Annotated in this window: 14 protein-coding genes; 9 read left to right on the forward strand and 5 right to left on the reverse strand. The window is 69.9% G+C overall.

Going from position 1 to position 15,129, the window contains the following annotated elements; translation table 11 throughout:
• Window positions 1-51 precede the first annotated feature (51 nt).
• Window positions 52-774: an MBL fold metallo-hydrolase gene (locus ACIHFB_RS37820; protein ID WP_365282527.1), complete on the forward strand. Its 723-nt coding sequence runs from the start codon at window positions 52-54 to the stop codon at window positions 772-774.
• 12 nt (window positions 775-786) lie between these two features.
• The gene (gene hisS, locus ACIHFB_RS37825) at window positions 787-2,049 is read left to right on the forward strand and encodes a histidine--tRNA ligase (protein ID WP_365282528.1); all 1,263 of its coding nucleotides are present in this window, start codon (window positions 787-789) and stop codon (window positions 2,047-2,049) included.
• Between the two features lie 54 nt (window positions 2,050-2,103).
• Here the strand turns inward: hisS and ACIHFB_RS37830 are convergent, their stop codons facing one another.
• Genes ACIHFB_RS37830 through ACIHFB_RS37845 form a run of 4 tightly spaced genes read right to left on the reverse strand, consistent with a single transcriptional unit; the run spans window position 2,104 to window position 5,652 of the window.
• Window positions 2,104-2,730: a response regulator transcription factor gene (locus tag ACIHFB_RS37830; RefSeq protein WP_365282529.1), complete on the reverse strand. Its 627-nt coding sequence runs from the start codon at window positions 2,728-2,730 to the stop codon at window positions 2,104-2,106.
• Complete coding sequence (locus ACIHFB_RS37835; protein ID WP_400129271.1) at window positions 2,727-3,953, reverse strand: sensor histidine kinase; 1,227 nt, start codon at window positions 3,951-3,953, stop codon at window positions 2,727-2,729. The genes ACIHFB_RS37830 and ACIHFB_RS37835 overlap by 4 nt, the downstream gene beginning before the upstream one ends.
• On the reverse strand, window positions 3,950-4,789 hold the full coding sequence (locus ACIHFB_RS37840) for an ABC transporter permease (protein ID WP_365282531.1): 840 nt from the start codon (window positions 4,787-4,789) through the stop codon (window positions 3,950-3,952). The genes ACIHFB_RS37835 and ACIHFB_RS37840 overlap by 4 nt, the downstream gene beginning before the upstream one ends.
• A complete protein-coding gene (locus ACIHFB_RS37845; protein WP_400129272.1) occupies window positions 4,786-5,652 on the reverse strand; it encodes an ABC transporter ATP-binding protein in 867 nt (288 codons plus the stop codon). Before ACIHFB_RS37845 ends, ACIHFB_RS37840 begins: the two co-directional genes overlap by 4 nt.
• 144 nt (window positions 5,653-5,796) lie before the next feature.
• On the opposite strand from ACIHFB_RS37845, the gene ACIHFB_RS37850 reads away from it, so the two are divergent.
• From ACIHFB_RS37850 to rpsD, 3 genes are all read left to right on the forward strand, one after another.
• Window positions 5,797-6,453 carry a vitamin K epoxide reductase family protein gene (locus tag ACIHFB_RS37850; protein ID WP_365282533.1) on the forward strand — a complete coding sequence of 219 codons (657 nt, stop codon included), beginning with the start codon at window positions 5,797-5,799 and terminating at the stop codon, window positions 6,451-6,453.
• A 42-nt stretch (window positions 6,454-6,495) separates the two neighbouring features.
• On the forward strand, window positions 6,496-7,851 hold the full coding sequence (locus tag ACIHFB_RS37855; RefSeq protein ID WP_365282534.1) for a replication-associated recombination protein A: 1,356 nt from the start codon (window positions 6,496-6,498) through the stop codon (window positions 7,849-7,851).
• A 300-nt stretch (window positions 7,852-8,151) separates the two neighbouring features.
• Window positions 8,152-8,766: a 30S ribosomal protein S4 gene (gene rpsD / locus ACIHFB_RS37860; protein WP_019066381.1), complete on the forward strand. Its 615-nt coding sequence runs from the start codon at window positions 8,152-8,154 to the stop codon at window positions 8,764-8,766.
• Window positions 8,767-8,796: 30 nt separating this feature from the next.
• On the opposite strand, the gene ACIHFB_RS37865 is transcribed toward rpsD, so the two are convergent.
• Window positions 8,797-10,941: an ATP-binding protein gene (locus tag ACIHFB_RS37865; protein WP_400129273.1), complete on the reverse strand. Its 2,145-nt coding sequence runs from the start codon at window positions 10,939-10,941 to the stop codon at window positions 8,797-8,799.
• A 153-nt stretch (window positions 10,942-11,094) separates the two neighbouring features.
• Here ACIHFB_RS37865 and ACIHFB_RS37870 point away from each other — a divergent pair, with 153 nt between their 5' ends.
• The 4 genes from ACIHFB_RS37870 to ruvX are packed head-to-tail and all read left to right on the forward strand — an operon-like array spanning window position 11,095 to window position 15,045.
• Window positions 11,095-11,550, forward strand: a complete 456-nt coding sequence (locus tag ACIHFB_RS37870) for a DUF948 domain-containing protein (protein ID WP_365282536.1) — start codon at window positions 11,095-11,097, stop codon at window positions 11,548-11,550.
• A gap of 8 nt (window positions 11,551-11,558) precedes the next feature.
• Window positions 11,559-11,909, forward strand: a complete 351-nt coding sequence (locus ACIHFB_RS37875) for a hypothetical protein (RefSeq protein WP_365282537.1) — start codon at window positions 11,559-11,561, stop codon at window positions 11,907-11,909.
• On the forward strand, window positions 11,909-14,581 hold the full coding sequence (alaS, locus tag ACIHFB_RS37880) for an alanine--tRNA ligase (RefSeq protein WP_365282538.1): 2,673 nt from the start codon (window positions 11,909-11,911) through the stop codon (window positions 14,579-14,581). The genes ACIHFB_RS37875 and alaS overlap by 1 nt, the downstream gene beginning before the upstream one ends.
• The gene (gene ruvX, locus ACIHFB_RS37885; protein WP_365282539.1) at window positions 14,581-15,045 is read left to right on the forward strand and encodes a Holliday junction resolvase RuvX; all 465 of its coding nucleotides are present in this window, start codon (window positions 14,581-14,583) and stop codon (window positions 15,043-15,045) included. The genes alaS and ruvX overlap by 1 nt, the downstream gene beginning before the upstream one ends.
• Window positions 15,046-15,129: the final 84 nt, after the last annotated feature.

Consider the following 15,129-nt stretch of genomic DNA (forward strand, 5'->3'; position numbering starts at 1 on the left):
AGGCGCAGCCGATTCGCAAGCCCACCCGAACCGACACAACGAAGGACGATCGTGCTCATTGCCGGGTTCCCCGCCGGGGCCTGGGGGACGAACTGTTATCTCGTCGCCCCCGCCGCCGGGGAGGAGTGCGTGATCATCGACCCGGGCCACGAAGCGGCCCCAGGAGTCGAGGAAGCACTGAAGAAGCATCGGCTCAAGCCCGTGGCGGTCGTCCTCACCCACGGCCATCTCGACCATGTGGCCTCGGTCGTCCCGGTGTGCGGCGCGCACGACGTGCCGGCCTGGATCCACCCCGAGGACCGGTACATGATGAGCGACCCCGAGAAGGCTCTCGGGCGCTCCATCGGGATGCCGCTGCTGGGTGAGCTGACCATCGGGGAGCCGGACGACGTCAAGGAGCTGACCGACGGTGCGCGGCTGGAGCTGGCGGGTCTGGAGCTGTCCGTCGCGCATGCGCCGGGCCATACCAAGGGGTCGGTGACCTTCCGGATGCCCGAGACGGCCGACATCCCGTCGGTGTTCTTCTCCGGGGATCTGCTGTTCGCCGGCTCCATCGGACGCACCGACCTGCCCGGCGGTGACATGGCCGAGATGCTCGACTCGCTGGCCCGCGTGTGCCTGCCGCTCGACGACTCGACCGTGGTGCTGTCCGGCCACGGCCCTCAGACGACCATCGGCCAGGAGCGCGCCACCAACGCCTATCTGCGGCAGGTGGCGGCGGGCCGTCCAGAACGCGGAGAGGGTTCCCACACCCCTCCCCGACGAGGAATGTGACGAGAGACTTCCGTGAGCACCTTCAAGGCCCCCAAGGGCACGTACGACCTGATCCCGCCGGACAGTGCCACGTTTCTGGCCGTCCGCGAGGCGATCGCGGCCCCGCTGCGCAACTCCGGCTACGGCTACATCGAGACGCCCGGCCTCGAGAGCGTCGAGCTGTTCGCGCGCGGTGTCGGTGAGTCCACCGACATCGTGACCAAGGAGATGTACGCCTTCGAGACCAAGGGCGGCGACAAGCTCGCGCTGCGCCCCGAGGGCACCGCCTCCGTGCTGCGCGCCGCCCTGGAGGCCAACCTGCACAAGGCGGGCAACCTCCCGGTCAAGCTCTGGTACTCGGGCTCGTACTACCGCTACGAGCGCCCGCAGAAGGGCCGTTACCGCCACTTCTCCCAGGTCGGCGCCGAGGCGATCGGCGCCGAGGACCCGGCGCTGGACGCGGAGTTGATCATCCTGGCGGACCAGGCGTACCGCTCGCTGGGGCTCAGCGACTTCCGCATCCTGCTGAACAGCCTGGGCGACAAGGAGTGCCGTCCGGTGTACCGCGCGGCCCTCCAGGACTTCCTGCGCGGCCTGGACCTCGACGAGGACACCCTGCGCCGCTCGGAGATCAACCCGCTGCGCGTCCTCGACGACAAGCGCGAGTCGGTCCAGAAGCAGCTGACCGGCGCCCCGCTGCTGCGCGACTACCTCTGCGACGCCTGCAAGGCGTACCACGAGGAGGTCCGTGAGCTGATCACCGCGGCGGGCGTCGCCTTCGAGGACGACCCGAAGCTGGTGCGCGGCCTGGACTACTACACGCGCACCACCTTCGAGTTCGTCCACGACGGTCTCGGTTCCCAGTCCGCGGTGGGCGGCGGCGGCCGCTACGACGGTCTGTCCGAGATGATCGGCGGCCCCGCACTGCCGTCCGTCGGCTGGGCCCTGGGCGTCGACCGCACGGTCCTCGCGCTGGAGGCGGAGGGCGTCCGACTCCAACTCCCCGCGTCCACGAGCGTGTTCGCGGTTCCGCTGGGCGAGGAGGCCCGCCGGGTCCTGTTCGCGAAGGTCACGGAGCTGCGCAGGGCAGGCGTCGCGGCGGACTTCTCCTACGGCGCCAAGGGCCTCAAGGGCGCCATGAAGAACGCCAACCGCAGCGGTGCCCGCTACACCCTCGTGGCCGGCGAACGCGACCTCGCCGAGGGCGTCGTCCAGCTCAAGGACATGGAGTCCGGCGAGCAGACGGCGATCGGCGTGAACGAAATCGTGGCCGAGCTGGAGGCGAGGCTGGGCTGAGACCCAGGAGGCCCACGAGGCGCCGGTTGCCTTCCGAGGCACCCGGCGCCTTCGTCATTGGTCCAGCAGCCCGTACCGCATCGCGCTCGTCACCGCCGCCGTCCGGTCGTCCACACCCAACTTGCCGAAGACCCGCAGCAGATGGGTCTTCACCGTCGACTCGCCGATGAACAGCCGACGCCCGATCTCGGCGTTCGTGCACCCCTCGGCCACCAGCCGCAGTACCGCCGTCTCCCGCTCCGACAACCGCGGCCGCTCCGGCTTCGTACGCAACTGGTCCACGAGCCGCGCGGCCACCGACGGGGCGAGTACGGTCTCCCCGCGTGCCGCTGAGCGCACCGCCTCGGCCAGTTCACCCCGCGGAAGGTCCTTCAGCAGATAGCCAGCCGCCCCGGCCTCCACCGCCCTCAGGATGTCCCGGTCCGTCTCGTACGTCGTGAGGACGACCACCCGGCAGCCCAGCCCGGCCGCCGTCATCCGCACGATCGAGTCGACACCCCCGCCGCCCGGCATCCGCAGATCCATCAGCACGATGTCGGGCCGCAACTCGGCCGCCAGCACCTCCGCCTGGGGCCCGCTGGACGCGTCGGCGACCACCTCCAGGTCCGGTTCGGCGCTGAGCATCGCCCGCAACCCCTCCCGTACGACGGGATGGTCGTCGGCCAGGATGATGCGGATCACGGGGCCTCACTCCTCGCGGCGGGGACGGGCAGCCGGACGGTCACCGTGGTGCCGTCGCCCGGCGCGCTGCTGACCTGCGCGGTTCCGCCCACCTCGGCGGCCCGTGCACGCAGCCCCGCCAGACCGTACCCGTCATGTACGGCACCGGCGTCGAAACCGCAGCCGTCGTCCCGTACGGAGACGGTGAGCGTGTCGTCCGCGTACGCCAGCCCGATCGCCACGGAGGTCGAACTCCCGGCGTGTTTACGGGCGTTGGCCAGTCCCTCCTGGCAGGAACGCAGGGCGACCACCTCGGGGCCGGCGGGCAGCGCGCGCACCGGGCCGGTCACCTTCAGCGTCGCGTCATGGCGTGCGGCGAGCCTGCCGAGCGCGTCCGGGAGCGAGGCGCCGTCCAGATCGGCCGGCGTACCCCCGGCGACCAGGGCACGCGCCTCGGCGAGGTTCTGCCGGGCCGTCTCGTCCATCAGGGCCAGGTGACGGCGGGCCTGTGCCGGGTCGCGGTCGAGCTCGGCCTCGACGGCCTGCGTCAACATCAGCAGGCTGGTGAAGCCCTGAGCGAGTGTGTCGTGGATCTCCCGCGCCATCCGTTCCCGCTCGGCGAGCGCGCCGTGCGCGGCCGAGAGCCGGGACAGTTCATGGCGGCTGGCGTCCAACTCGGCGATGAGATCGGCCCGTTCCCGGCTCTGCTCGATGACGCGGATGATCCAGCTGCCGATGGCCGCCGAGAAGACGATGCTGACCACCGCGGAGACGGAGTTGGCGAAGAGGATCCGCGGTGCGGGCCGCCACAGCAGCGACCAACCCGCCACCGGCGCGACGTTGATGACGAGCACGGCCGTCATCGCCCAGCGCATCCGCAGCGCCATGAAGCACTGCGGGATGAGAGCGAAGGTCAGCACCCGGGTCTCTCCGACCATGATGCCGGGCGGCAGGAAGAGGAGGACCGCCCCGGCGACATAGCCGAGCGACCGCCGCTCGTCCTGGCCCTCGGCCATCAGGACCGGCCGTCCCACCAGCACGTACCAGGGAACGAGGAGCGCGAGCAGGCCGATGGCGGCCAGTCGGACCGGCCGTCCCGGATCCGCCGCGCCCAGCACGAACACCACCGTGACCACCCACACCACGGCGAAGTACGGATCCCAGAGCCGGAAGGTGCGCTCCCAGACGTTCGGGCCGGCGGGCCCTGTCCCGGACGCGTCGCACGATCCCACCGCGGCACTCACCGGTCGCGCTCGCTCTTCCAGCGGAAGGTCAGCAGGCACAGCAGCAATCCTCCGACGCACCAGGCCCCGAGCACCAGGGCCACGCGTCCGAACTCCCAGCTTCCCGCCTGTTCGAGAACCTGCGCCGACTCCGGCAGGAACACCCCGCGCAGGCCCTGGCACATCCACTTCAGCGGGAACAGCGCGCCGATGTCGAGCATCCAGCCGGGGATGGTGCCGACGGAGATGTACACCCCGGAGATGAACTGCAGGACCAGGAAGGGGAGTACGACCACGGACGTGGCGCTCTTGCCGGAGCTCGGCACCGAGCTGATCGCGATCCCCAGCAGGGCGCACGCCGTCAGACCGAGGACGAAGATCCACGCGAAGTCGAACCACTTCCCGGCGCTCGACGGCAGCTCCACGTCGTACAGCGTCGTACCGACGACGAGCATGACCGCCGTCTCCAGGACACCGGTGACCAGGACCAGCCAGATCTTCCCGAGGAAGTACGCGGCCGGGGGCATCGGTGTGCCGCGCAGCCGGCGCAGCACCTTCTCGTCCCGCTCGATGGCGATCGACGTACCGAGCGACTGGAAGCTGGTGGTCATGATGCCCGCGGCCATCATCGCCGGGACGTACAGCTGCGAGGCCGTGATGCCCGCGCCCGTGATGTCGTTGCTGAAGATCGACGCGAAGAGGAACAGAAAGACGATCGGGAAGGCGAAGGTGAACACCGCCTGGTCGCGCTGGCGGAAGAACAGCCTTGTCTCCAGGGCACCCCGGTGCAAACCCAGGCTCCAGGCGCCGGGGAGTTGTCCGGTCGCGGCCCCGGACCGCACGAAGGTCGCGGTCATCGTGGCTCCTCCTGCCCGGTCAGCCGGAGGTAGACGTCCTCCAGGGTCGGGCGGCTCACCCGTAGCCCCGGGATCTCCCCGTCGAAGCGGTGCATGAGGTCGGCGACCGTCTTGGTGGGGGTCGCCGTGTGCTCGGTGCGCTGGGTTCCGTCGGTCTCCGTCCACCGCACGGTGGCCTCGGTGCCGTGGCGCTCCCGGAGGGCACCGGGCTCGCCCTCGGCGACCACCCGCCCCTGGGAGACGATCGCCAGCCGGTGTGCGAGGGCCTCCGCCTCCTCCAGGTAGTGCGTGGTCAGCAGGATCGTCGTGCCCTCGTCGGACAGCTTCCGGATCAGCTCCCAGAACCGGCGGCGGGCCGCAGGGTCGAAGCCGGTGGTCGGCTCGTCCAGGAGCAGCAGCTCGGGCCCGCCGATCACGCCGAGCGCCACGTCGAGCCGCCGCCGCTGGCCGCCCGACAGCGCCTTGATCCGGCTGTCCGCCTTCGCCTCCAGACCCACCAGGCCGATGACCTCCTCGGGGTCCCGGGGCCTCGGGTAGTAGCGGGCGAAATGTCGTACGGTCTCACGGACCGTCAACTCGACGGGTGCCGATTCGTCCTGCCAGACGATTCCGACACGCGAGCGCCACGCGCGCGTGCCCGTCGCCGGGTCCGCCCCGAGCACCCGGACCTCGCCCGCGTCCCGGGCCCGGTTGCCCTGGAGGATCTCCACCGTGGTGCTCTTGCCCGCGCCGTTGGGCCCCAGCAGGCCGAACACCTCGCCCCTGTGAATGCCCAGATCGATGCCGTCGAGCGCGGTCACGTCCCCGTACTGCTTGCGCAGCCCCCGTACGTCCACCGCGAGTCCGTTCGCGTGTGTGGTCATGGAAACGATCATCGTCCGGAACCGAACGGTCCGGGACGACCATGCGTACCTCCTTATGTCCATCGAACGGTGGATACAGGGGCGCGTGCGGCACAATGGCCCTGCCGGAAGAAGGTCCAACTCTCAAGTGACGGAATCGGCGTAATGAGCGAGACGACAGTGAAAGACGTCCCCACCGACCAGAAGCCGGACCGCGCCGCCCCCGAGCCGCGCGCGGAGGACAGCAGCCGCGCCCTCGCCCTGCTGCTGGTGATCACCGGTGCGGCCGGACTGCTCGCTGCGTGGGTCATCACGATCGACAAGTTCAAGCTGCTCGAGGCCAAGGTCGAGGGCAAGACGTTCACCCCCGGGTGCAGCCTGAACCCCGTCGTCTCCTGCGGCAGTGTCATGGAGAGCGACCAGGCCCACGCCTTCGGGTTCCCCAACCCGATGCTCGGCCTCGTCGCCTACGGCATCGTCATCGGCGTCGGCATGAGCCTGCTCGCGCGTGCCCGCTTCCCGCGCTGGTACTGGCTGACCTTCAACGCCGGCACCCTCTTCGGCGTCGGCTTCTGCGCCTGGCTGATGTTCCAGTCCCTGTACCGGATCAACGCGCTGTGCCTGTGGTGCTGCCTGGCCTGGGTCGCGACGATCATCATGTTCTGGTACGTGACCTCGTTCAACATCCGCAAGGGCTTCCTGCCCGCGCCGAACTGGCTCAAGGGCTTCTTCGGCGAGTTCACCTGGGTCCTGCCCGTGCTGCACATCGGCATCATCGGCATGCTGATCCTGACCCGCTGGTGGGACTTCTGGACCAGCTGACGCCGGTCGGGATTGTCAGTGCGGTGATTTAGGGTTCTGAGCGTGGAGCCCGATCTGTTCACCGCAGCAGCAGAAGAACGCCAGGAGAAGGACCCGTCCAGCAGCCCCCTGGCGGTTCGGATGCGCCCGCGCGTCCTCGACGAGGTCGTGGGCCAGCAGCACCTGCTGAAGCCGGGCTCACCGCTGCGCAGATTGGTCGGCGAGTCGGACGGCGGCCCGGCGGGACCCTCCTCGGTGATCCTCTGGGGCCCGCCCGGCACCGGAAAGACGACCCTGGCGTATGTCGTGTCGAAGGCGACCAACAAGCGCTTCGTGGAGCTGTCGGCGATCACCGCGGGCGTCAAGGAGGTCCGCGCGGTCATCGACGGCGCCCGCCGCGCCACCGGCGGCTTCGGCAAGGAGACCGTCCTCTTCCTCGACGAGATCCACCGCTTCAGCAAGGCTCAGCAGGACTCCCTGCTCCCGGCCGTCGAGAACCGCTGGGTGACCCTGATAGCGGCGACGACGGAGAACCCGTACTTCTCCGTGATCTCGCCCCTGCTCTCCCGCTCCCTCCTCCTCACCCTCGAACCCCTCACGGACGACGACGTCAGGGGCCTCATCCGACGGGCCCTGTCCGACGAGCGGGGCCTCAAGGACGCCGTCACCCTTCCCGAGGACACCGAGGCCCACCTCCTGCGCATCGCCGGCGGCGACGCCCGCCGCGCCCTCACCGCCCTGGAGGCCTCCGCCGGGGCCGCGCTCGACAAGGGCGAGGCCGAGATCGGCCTGACCACCCTGGAGGAGACGGTCGACCGGGCGGCGGTGAAGTACGACCGCGACGGCGACCAGCACTACGACGTGGCCAGCGCCCTCATCAAGTCCATCCGCGGCTCCGACGTCGACGCGGCCCTGCACTACCTGGCCCGGATGATCGAGGCCGGCGAGGACCCCCGCTTCATCGCCCGCCGACTGATGATCTCCGCCAGCGAGGACATCGGCCTCGCCGACCCGAACGCACTGCCGATCGCTGTGGCCGCCGCCCAGGCCGTCGCCATGATCGGCTTCCCCGAGGCCGCCCTCACCCTCAGCCACGCCACCATCGCCCTGGCCCTCGCCCCCAAGTCGAACGCTGCGACGACCGCCATCGGCGCCGCCATGGACGACGTACGCAAGGGACATGCGGGACCCGTGCCGATGCACCTGCGGGACGGGCACTACAAGGGCGCGGCCAAGCTCGGGCACGCGCAGGGGTACGTCTATCCGCACGACCTGCCCGAGGGCATCGCCGAGCAGCAGTACGCCCCGGAGGAGCTCAAGGACCGGGAGTACTACACACCGACCCGGCACGGCGCGGAGGCGCGGTACGCGGACGCGGTCGAGTGGACCAGGAAACACCTCGGTCGAAAGCGGTCCTGAGCACCCTGTAGAATCCTGCGCAGTGCTGCGTCCCGTGTCCGACTCCGGTCGGCGCCTCAGGCGGGACATCCAGCCGGATCTTTTGATCCAGGAGCGTCGCGCACCTTCGTAGGTGTCGCGGGCAGCCCACCACCACCCGGGGTTCCGGGACCGGTCGGTGGGCCGTTCGTGTGCTGCACGTATGTGCCCAGACCAGGGGAACGGCTGCCTGACAAGTCCCTCGGGACCTGTCGGGATTTCCCCGGCTGCGGATGCGACCTCCCGTAACCCTGAGGCAGCCGAAAAGGAAAAGGAAAAGAAGTGGCGAATCAGTCCCGCCCCAAGGTCAAGAAGTCGCGTGCCCTCGGCATCGCGCTGACCCCGAAGGCCGTCAAGTACTTCGAGGCCCGCCCCTACCCGCCGGGTGAGCACGGTCGTGGCCGCAAGCAGAACTCGGACTACAAGGTCCGTCTGCTGGAGAAGCAGCGTCTGCGCGCGCAGTACGACGTGTCCGAGCGGCAGCTCGTCCGCGCCTACGAGCGTGCCTCCAAGGTCCAGGGCAAGACCGGTGAGGCCCTGATCATCGAGCTGGAGCGTCGTCTCGACGCGCTGGTCCTGCGTTCGGGCATCGCCCGCACGATCTATCAGGCCCGCCAGATGGTCGTCCACGGCCACATCGAGGTCAACGGCCAGAAGGTCGACAAGCCGTCCTTCCGCGTCAAGCCCGACGACGTCGTGATGGTCCGCGAGCGCAGCCGCAGCAAGACGCTGTTCGAGGTCTCCCGCGCCGGTGGCTTCGCCCCCGACGGCGAGACCCCGCGCTACCTCCAGGTGAACCTCGGCGCCCTGGCGTTCCGCCTGGACCGCGAGCCGAACCGCAAGGAGATCCCGGTGATCTGCGACGAGCAGCTCGTCGTCGAGTACTACGCCCGCTGATCACTCAACGGACGTAGCACCACCTGCGTGTCAGCCCGCCGTCTCCCCGCCCTTCGGGGTGGGCGAGGCGGCGGGCTTGCGCATGTCCGAGGCTTCTCGCCCGTGCCGTGCCGGACCACGCGGCGTCGGCAGGGCGGGCAGGGACCGTCCGAGCGCCCGGTTCACCGCGGCCTCCCGGCCGAGCCGGGCACCGTCCCGTACGCACTCCTCGTAGCGCCGGTCGCCGAGGTCCTCCCGGGTCATCGCCTCGCACAGCTGGTGCGGCGCGTTGTAGTGGGCCGAGCCGAACAGCCGCAGGCCCACCGAGGGCCACATGCCGGCCGCCGCGCCCTGCAGCACCGCCGCCTCCGCCGGATCGCCGTCGGAAGCGGTGACCAGGGCCAGCAGTTCGATCGTCAGCACCGAGCCCAGCAGATCGCGGAAGGTGTGGGCGCTGCCCAGGCATTCCGTGAGCAGACCGCGGGCCCGCGCCAGATCACCGTCGCTCCAGGCCGCGTACCCGAGGACGTACAGGGCATACGCCCCGGCCCATCGCTCGCCGTGGTCCTCGCAGACCCGGCGGACGTCCTCGCACAGCCGTACGGCGTCCGGCAGATCGCCCTGGAACGCCCGTGTCATCGCCAGCTCGACCTGGCCCATCAGCACATTGCTGTTGAGCTCGCCGATCTCCTGGTAGCGGTCCAGCGCCGAGCGCAGCAGCGTCTCCGCCCGCTCCATGTCGTCCGTGACCAGGGCGAGGCAGCCGGTGCGATGTTCGGCGTACGCCACTGCGGTGGGATGCGCGGCGCGCTCCGCCTCCTCCCGGCACTCCTGGAGCGCGGCCAGCGCGGGCACGGTGTCGCCCTGGAGGATCGCCACGTAACCGAGCACCCACAGTGCCTTCAGCCGGGACTGCTCGTGGTCCGAGTCCAGTTGGACCGCCTGCTCCAGCCAGTGCCGCCCCTCCGACAGCCGGCCGCAGCCCGCCCAGCAGAACCACAGCGAGCCCGCCAGGTACTGGCCCAGATGCACGTCGTCCGGTTCGCCCAGACAGTGCTCCAGGGCGGAGCGCAGATTCGGCAGCTCCGCCTCGACGCGCGCGGCCACCTCGCCCTGACGCGGCGAGAACCAGTCGAGCTCGCACCACGTCGCCAGGCCGATGTACCAGTCGCGGTGCCGCCGCCGCAGCCGGTCGGCGTCCCCGGTCGCCTCCAGCCACTCCGCGCCGTACGCCCGGACCGTGTCCAGCATCCGGTAGCGCACGCCGGTCGCCGTCTCCTCGCGTACGACGACGGACTGGTTGATCAGCTCCGTGAGGGTGTCGAGGACGTCGTCGGCGTGCAGGCCCTCGCCGCTGCACACGTACTCGACGGCCTCCAGGTCGAACTGTCCGGCGAACACCGAGAGACGCGACCACAGCAACCGCTCCTCGGGCGTGCACAGTTCATGGCTCCAGCCGATCGCCGTGCGCAGCGTCTGATGGCGTGGCGGAGCATCCCGGCAGCCGCCGGTCAGCAGCCGGAACCGGTCGTCGAGCCGCTCCAGCACCTGCCCCGGAGACAGCGCCCGCAGCCGCCCCGCCGCCAGCTCGATCGCCAGCGGGATCCCGTCCAGACGCCGGCAGAGCTCCCGTACGTCCGGATCGTCACGCACCGCGAACGCGGCCCGCTCGACGAACAGCTCGACGGCCTCGTCCTCGCCCAGCGGCGCCAGCGGCAGCACCCGCTCGCCCGCAACGGCCAGCGGTCTGCGGCCCACGGCGAGCACCCTGAGCCCCGGCGCCCGCCGCAGCAGATCGGCCACCAGCTCCGCGCACGCGTCCACGAGATGCTCGAACCCGTCGACGACCAGCAGGAGTTGACGTACCGCAAGATGCGCGAGCAGCGTTTCGCGCGGCGTACGCGTGGTGTGGTCGGTCAGCCCCAGCGCCTCCACGACGGCATGGTCGACGAAGTCCGGATCGCGTACCGGCGCCAGCTCGACCCGCCAGACACCGTCCGGGGCCGCGAACCGGGCGGCCGCCTGCGCCGCCAGCCGCGACTTGCCGACCCCGCCGACACCCGTCACCGTCACCAGCCGTGAGGCATCGAGCATCCGGGCCAGATCGGCGAGTTCGGCCGTGCGGCCCACGAACGCGTCGAGTGCCGGCGGCAGATTTCCGCGGCCGGCCGCGTCGCCCGGCTGATAGGTGCACACAGAACACGGAGCGTACTGAACCGTATTCAGTCCGTACAATCGCTTCGCGCAACTCACGTCCACACGGGCCGTAATCCGGTACGGAGCGGCATGCCCGGCGCGATAGGCTCGACCCACGACTTTTTCGATGTAGAGGCACGTTTCAGGGAGCGGGTGCACACAGTGTCCGGTGGAGAGGTGGCCGGGATCCTGGTGGCCGTCTTCTGGGCGATCCTGGTCTCCTTCCTCGCCGTCGCACTGGTGAGGCTGGCCCAGACGCTCAAGACGACCACCAAGCTCGTCGCGGACGTGACCGATCAGGCCGTCCCGCTCCTGGCAGACGCCTCCGCGGCGGTGCGCTCCGCGCAGACCCAGATCGACCGGGTCGACTCGATCGCCTCGGACGTCCAGGAGGTCACGTCGAACGCGTCCGCGCTCTCGACCACCGTCGCCTCCACCTTCGGCGGCCCCCTGGTCAAGGTCGCGGCCTTCGGCTACGGCGTGCGCCGGGCCATCGGCGGCCGCAAGGACGACGCGCCCGCGAAGGAGCCCCGGCGCACCGTGATCGTGGGCCGCACCGTCCCGACCGCGCGGCGGGCGAAGTGGAACAACCGGACCAAGAAGGACTGAGGAAACCGATGTTCCGCCGTACGTTCTGGTTCAGCACGGGCGTCGCCGCCGGTGTGTGGGCCACCACCAAGGTCAACCGCAAGCTGAAGCAGCTGACTCCCGAGAGCCTCGCCGCGACCGCGGCCAACAAGGCGCTCGACGCCGGTCACCGGCTCAAGGACCGTGCGGTGGGCTTCGCGCTCGACGTCCGTGACGGCATGGCCCAGCGTGAGGCCGAGCTGGGGGATGCGCTGGGGATCAACGAGAACCCCGAACTCCCCGCACCCCGGCGCTTCGCCGCCATCGAGAACCGCAACAATCCGAAGTCCGTCGACAGCGACAGGACGAGGCACTCGTACAACCGGAATGAGGACCACTGATGGAGTCGGCTGAAATCCGCCGCCGCTGGTTGAGCTTCTTCGAGGAGCGCGGTCACACCGTCGTCCCTTCGGCGTCGCTCATCGCGGACGACCCGACTCTGCTCCTCGTCCCGGCCGGCATGGTGCCCTTCAAGCCCTACTTCCTCGGCGAGGTCAAGCCGCCGTACGCCCGCGCCACGAGCGTGCAGAAGTGCGTGCGCACGCCCGACATCGAAGAGGTCGGCAAGACCACGCGGCACGGCACGTTCTTCCAGATGTGCGGCAACTTCTCCTTCGGCGACTACTTCAAGGAAGGCGCCATCAAGTACGCCTGGGAGCTGCTCACCAGCCCCCAGGACAAGGGCGGTTACGGCCTGGAGCCGGAGAAGCTCTGGATCACCGTGTACCTGGAGGACGACGAGGCCGAGCGCATCTGGCACGACGTCGTCGGTGTGCCCAAGGAGCGAATCCAGCGCCTCGGCAAGAAGGACAACTACTGGTCCATGGGCGTCCCGGGCCCCTGCGGCCCGTGTTCCGAGATCAACTACGACCGCGGCCCCGAGTTCGGCGTCGAGGGCGGCCCGGCCGTCAACGACGAGCGGTACGTGGAGATCTGGAACCTCGTCTTCATGCAGTACGAGCGCGGCGAGGGCACCTCGAAGGAGGACTTCGAGATCCTCGGCGACCTGCCGAGCCAGAACATCGACACGGGCCTCGGCATGGAGCGGCTCGCCATGATTCTGCAGGGCGTGCAGAACATGTACGAGATCGACACCTCCATGGCCGTCATCAAGAAGGCCACCGAACTGACCGGCGTCGAGTACGGCCAGGCCCATGACTCGGACGTCTCGCTGCGCGTGGTCACCGACCACATGCGTACGTCCGTGATGCTGATCGGCGACGGCGTCTCGCCCGGCAACGAGGGCCGCGGCTACGTCCTGCGCCGCATCATGCGCCGTGCCATCCGCAACATGCGCCTCCTCGGCGCCACCGGTCCGGTCGTCAAGGACCTGATCGACACGGTCATCGAGATGATGGGCCAGCAGTACCCCGAGCTCATCACCGACCGGGAGCGCATCGAGAAGGTCGCCCTCGCCGAGGAGAACGCCTTCCTCAAGACGCTCAAGTCCGGCACCAACATCCTCGACACCGCCGTCACCGAGACCAAGGCCGCCGGCGGCACGGTCCTCACCGGCGACAAGGCGTTCCTGCTCCACGACACCTGGGGCTTCCCGATCGACCTCACCCTGGAGATGGCCGCCGAGCAGGGCCTCTCCGTGGACGAGGACGGCTTCCGCCGGCTGATGAAGGAACAGCGGGAGCGCGCCAAGGCCGACGCCCGGGCCAAGAAGACCGGTCACGCCGACATGGGCGCCTACCGCGAGATCGCCGACGCCGCCGGTGAGACCGAGTTCATCGGCTACACCGACACCGAGGGCGAGTCCACGGTCGTCGGCATCCTCGTCGACGGACTCTCCTCGCCCGCCGCCACCGAGGGCGACGAGGTCGAGATCGTCCTCGACCGCACCCCGTTCTACGCCGAGGGCGGCGGCCAGATCGGTGACACCGGTCGCATCAAGGTCGACACCGGCGCCGTCATCGAGGTCCGCGACTGCCAGAAGCCGGTCCCGGGGGTGTACGTCCACAAGGGCGTCGTCCAGGTCGGCGAGGTCACCGTGGGCGCCAAGGCCCAGGCCTCGATCGACGACCGGCGCCGCACCGCCATCGCCCGCGCCCACTCGGCCACGCACCTCACCCACCAGGCCCTGCGCGACGCCCTCGGCCCGACGGCCGCCCAGGCCGGTTCCGAGAACCAGCCCGGCCGCTTCCGCTTCGACTTCGGTTCCCCGTCCGCCGTTCCCACGGCCGTGATGACCGACGTCGAGCAGAAGATCAACGAGGTGCTCGCCCGCGACCTCGACGTCCGCGCCGACGTCATGGGCATCGACGAGGCCAAGAAGCAGGGCGCCATCGCCGAGTTCGGGGAGAAGTACGGCGAGCGGGTCCGCGTCGTCACCATCGGCGACTTCTCCAAGGAGCTGTGCGGCGGCACGCACGTCCACAACACCGCCCAGCTGGGCCTGGTGAAGCTGCTCGGCGAATCGTCGATCGGCTCGGGTGTCCGTCGTATCGAGGCCCTGGTCGGTGTGGACGCCTACAACTTCCTGGCCCGTGAGCACACGGTTGTCGCCCAGCTCCAGGAACTGATCAAGGGCCGCCCGGAGGAACTCCCGGAGAAGGTCTCCGCCATGCTCGGCAAGCTGAAGGACGCCGAGAAGGAGATCGAGAAGTTCCGCGCCGAGAAGGTGCTCCAGGCCGCCGCCGGTCTCGCCGAGTCCGCCAGGGACGTACGCGGCATCGCCGTCGTGACCGGTCAGGTCCCGGACGGCACGACCGCCGACGACCTGCGCAAGCTGGTCCTCGATGTACGCGGCCGCATCCAGGGCGGACGGGCCGTCGTGGTGGCCCTGTTCACGACGGTCAACGGCAAGCCGCTGACGGTCATCGCCACCAACGAGGCCGCCCGCGAGCGCGGCCTCAAGGCCGGTGACCTGGTCCGTACGGCCGCCAAGACCCTCGGCGGCGGCGGTGGCGGCAAGCCGGACGTCGCCCAGGGCGGCGGCCAGAACCCGGCCGCCATCGGTGAGGCCGTCGACGCCGTCGAGCGCCTTGTGGCGGAAACGGCCAAGTGATGAGAAGGGGACGTCGACTCGCGATCGACGTCGGGGACGCCCGTATCGGGGTCGCCTCGTGCGACCCCGACGGGATCCTCGCCACACCGGTGGAGACGGTCCCGGGACGTGACATCCCGGCCGCCCACCGCCGGCTGAAGCAACTGGTCGAGGAGTACGAGCCGATCGAGGTCGTCGTCGGTCTCCCTCGCTCCCTCAAGGGGGGCGAGGGCCCGGCCGCCGTCAAGGTCCGCGCCTTCACCCAGGACCTGGCCAAGGGGATCGCGCCCGTACCTGTCAGACTCGTGGACGAACGTATGACCACGGTGACGGCCAGTCAGGGGCTGCGCGCCTCGGGAGTGAAGTCGAAGAAGGGCCGGTCCGTCATCGACCAGGCCGCCGCTGTGATTATCCTTCAGCAGGCACTCGAATCCGAACGGGTGTCAGGTAAAGCCCCGGGCGAGGGCGTCGAAGTGGTCATCTGATCGCGATACGGTAACGTTCCGCGCGATGCGGCGGTGTTCGAACAGCCACCGCACAAAGAGAGGCGGGACGGTAGCCGAGCCGAA

Origin of the sequence: Streptomyces sp. NPDC051963 (assembly GCF_044593495.1) — a bacterium.
Classification (GTDB): Bacteria; Actinomycetota; Actinomycetes; order Streptomycetales; family Streptomycetaceae; genus Streptomyces.

Excerpts from the sequence above, each read along its gene's own strand:
- ACIHFB_RS37840 (WP_365282531.1), bottom strand. The coding sequence starts at position 4,789 with ATGACCGCGACCTTCGTGCGGTCCGGGGCCGCGACCGGACAACTCCCC.
- ACIHFB_RS37845 (WP_400129272.1), bottom strand. The coding sequence starts at position 5,652 with ATGACCACACACGCGAACGGACTCGCGGTGGACGTACGGGGGCTGCGC.
- ACIHFB_RS37850 (WP_365282533.1), top strand. The coding sequence starts at position 5,797 with ATGAGCGAGACGACAGTGAAAGACGTCCCCACCGACCAGAAGCCGGAC.
- ACIHFB_RS37875 (WP_365282537.1), top strand. The coding sequence starts at position 11,559 with ATGTTCCGCCGTACGTTCTGGTTCAGCACGGGCGTCGCCGCCGGTGTG.
- alaS (WP_365282538.1), top strand. The coding sequence starts at position 11,909 with ATGGAGTCGGCTGAAATCCGCCGCCGCTGGTTGAGCTTCTTCGAGGAG.
- ruvX (WP_365282539.1), top strand. The coding sequence starts at position 14,581 with ATGAGAAGGGGACGTCGACTCGCGATCGACGTCGGGGACGCCCGTATC.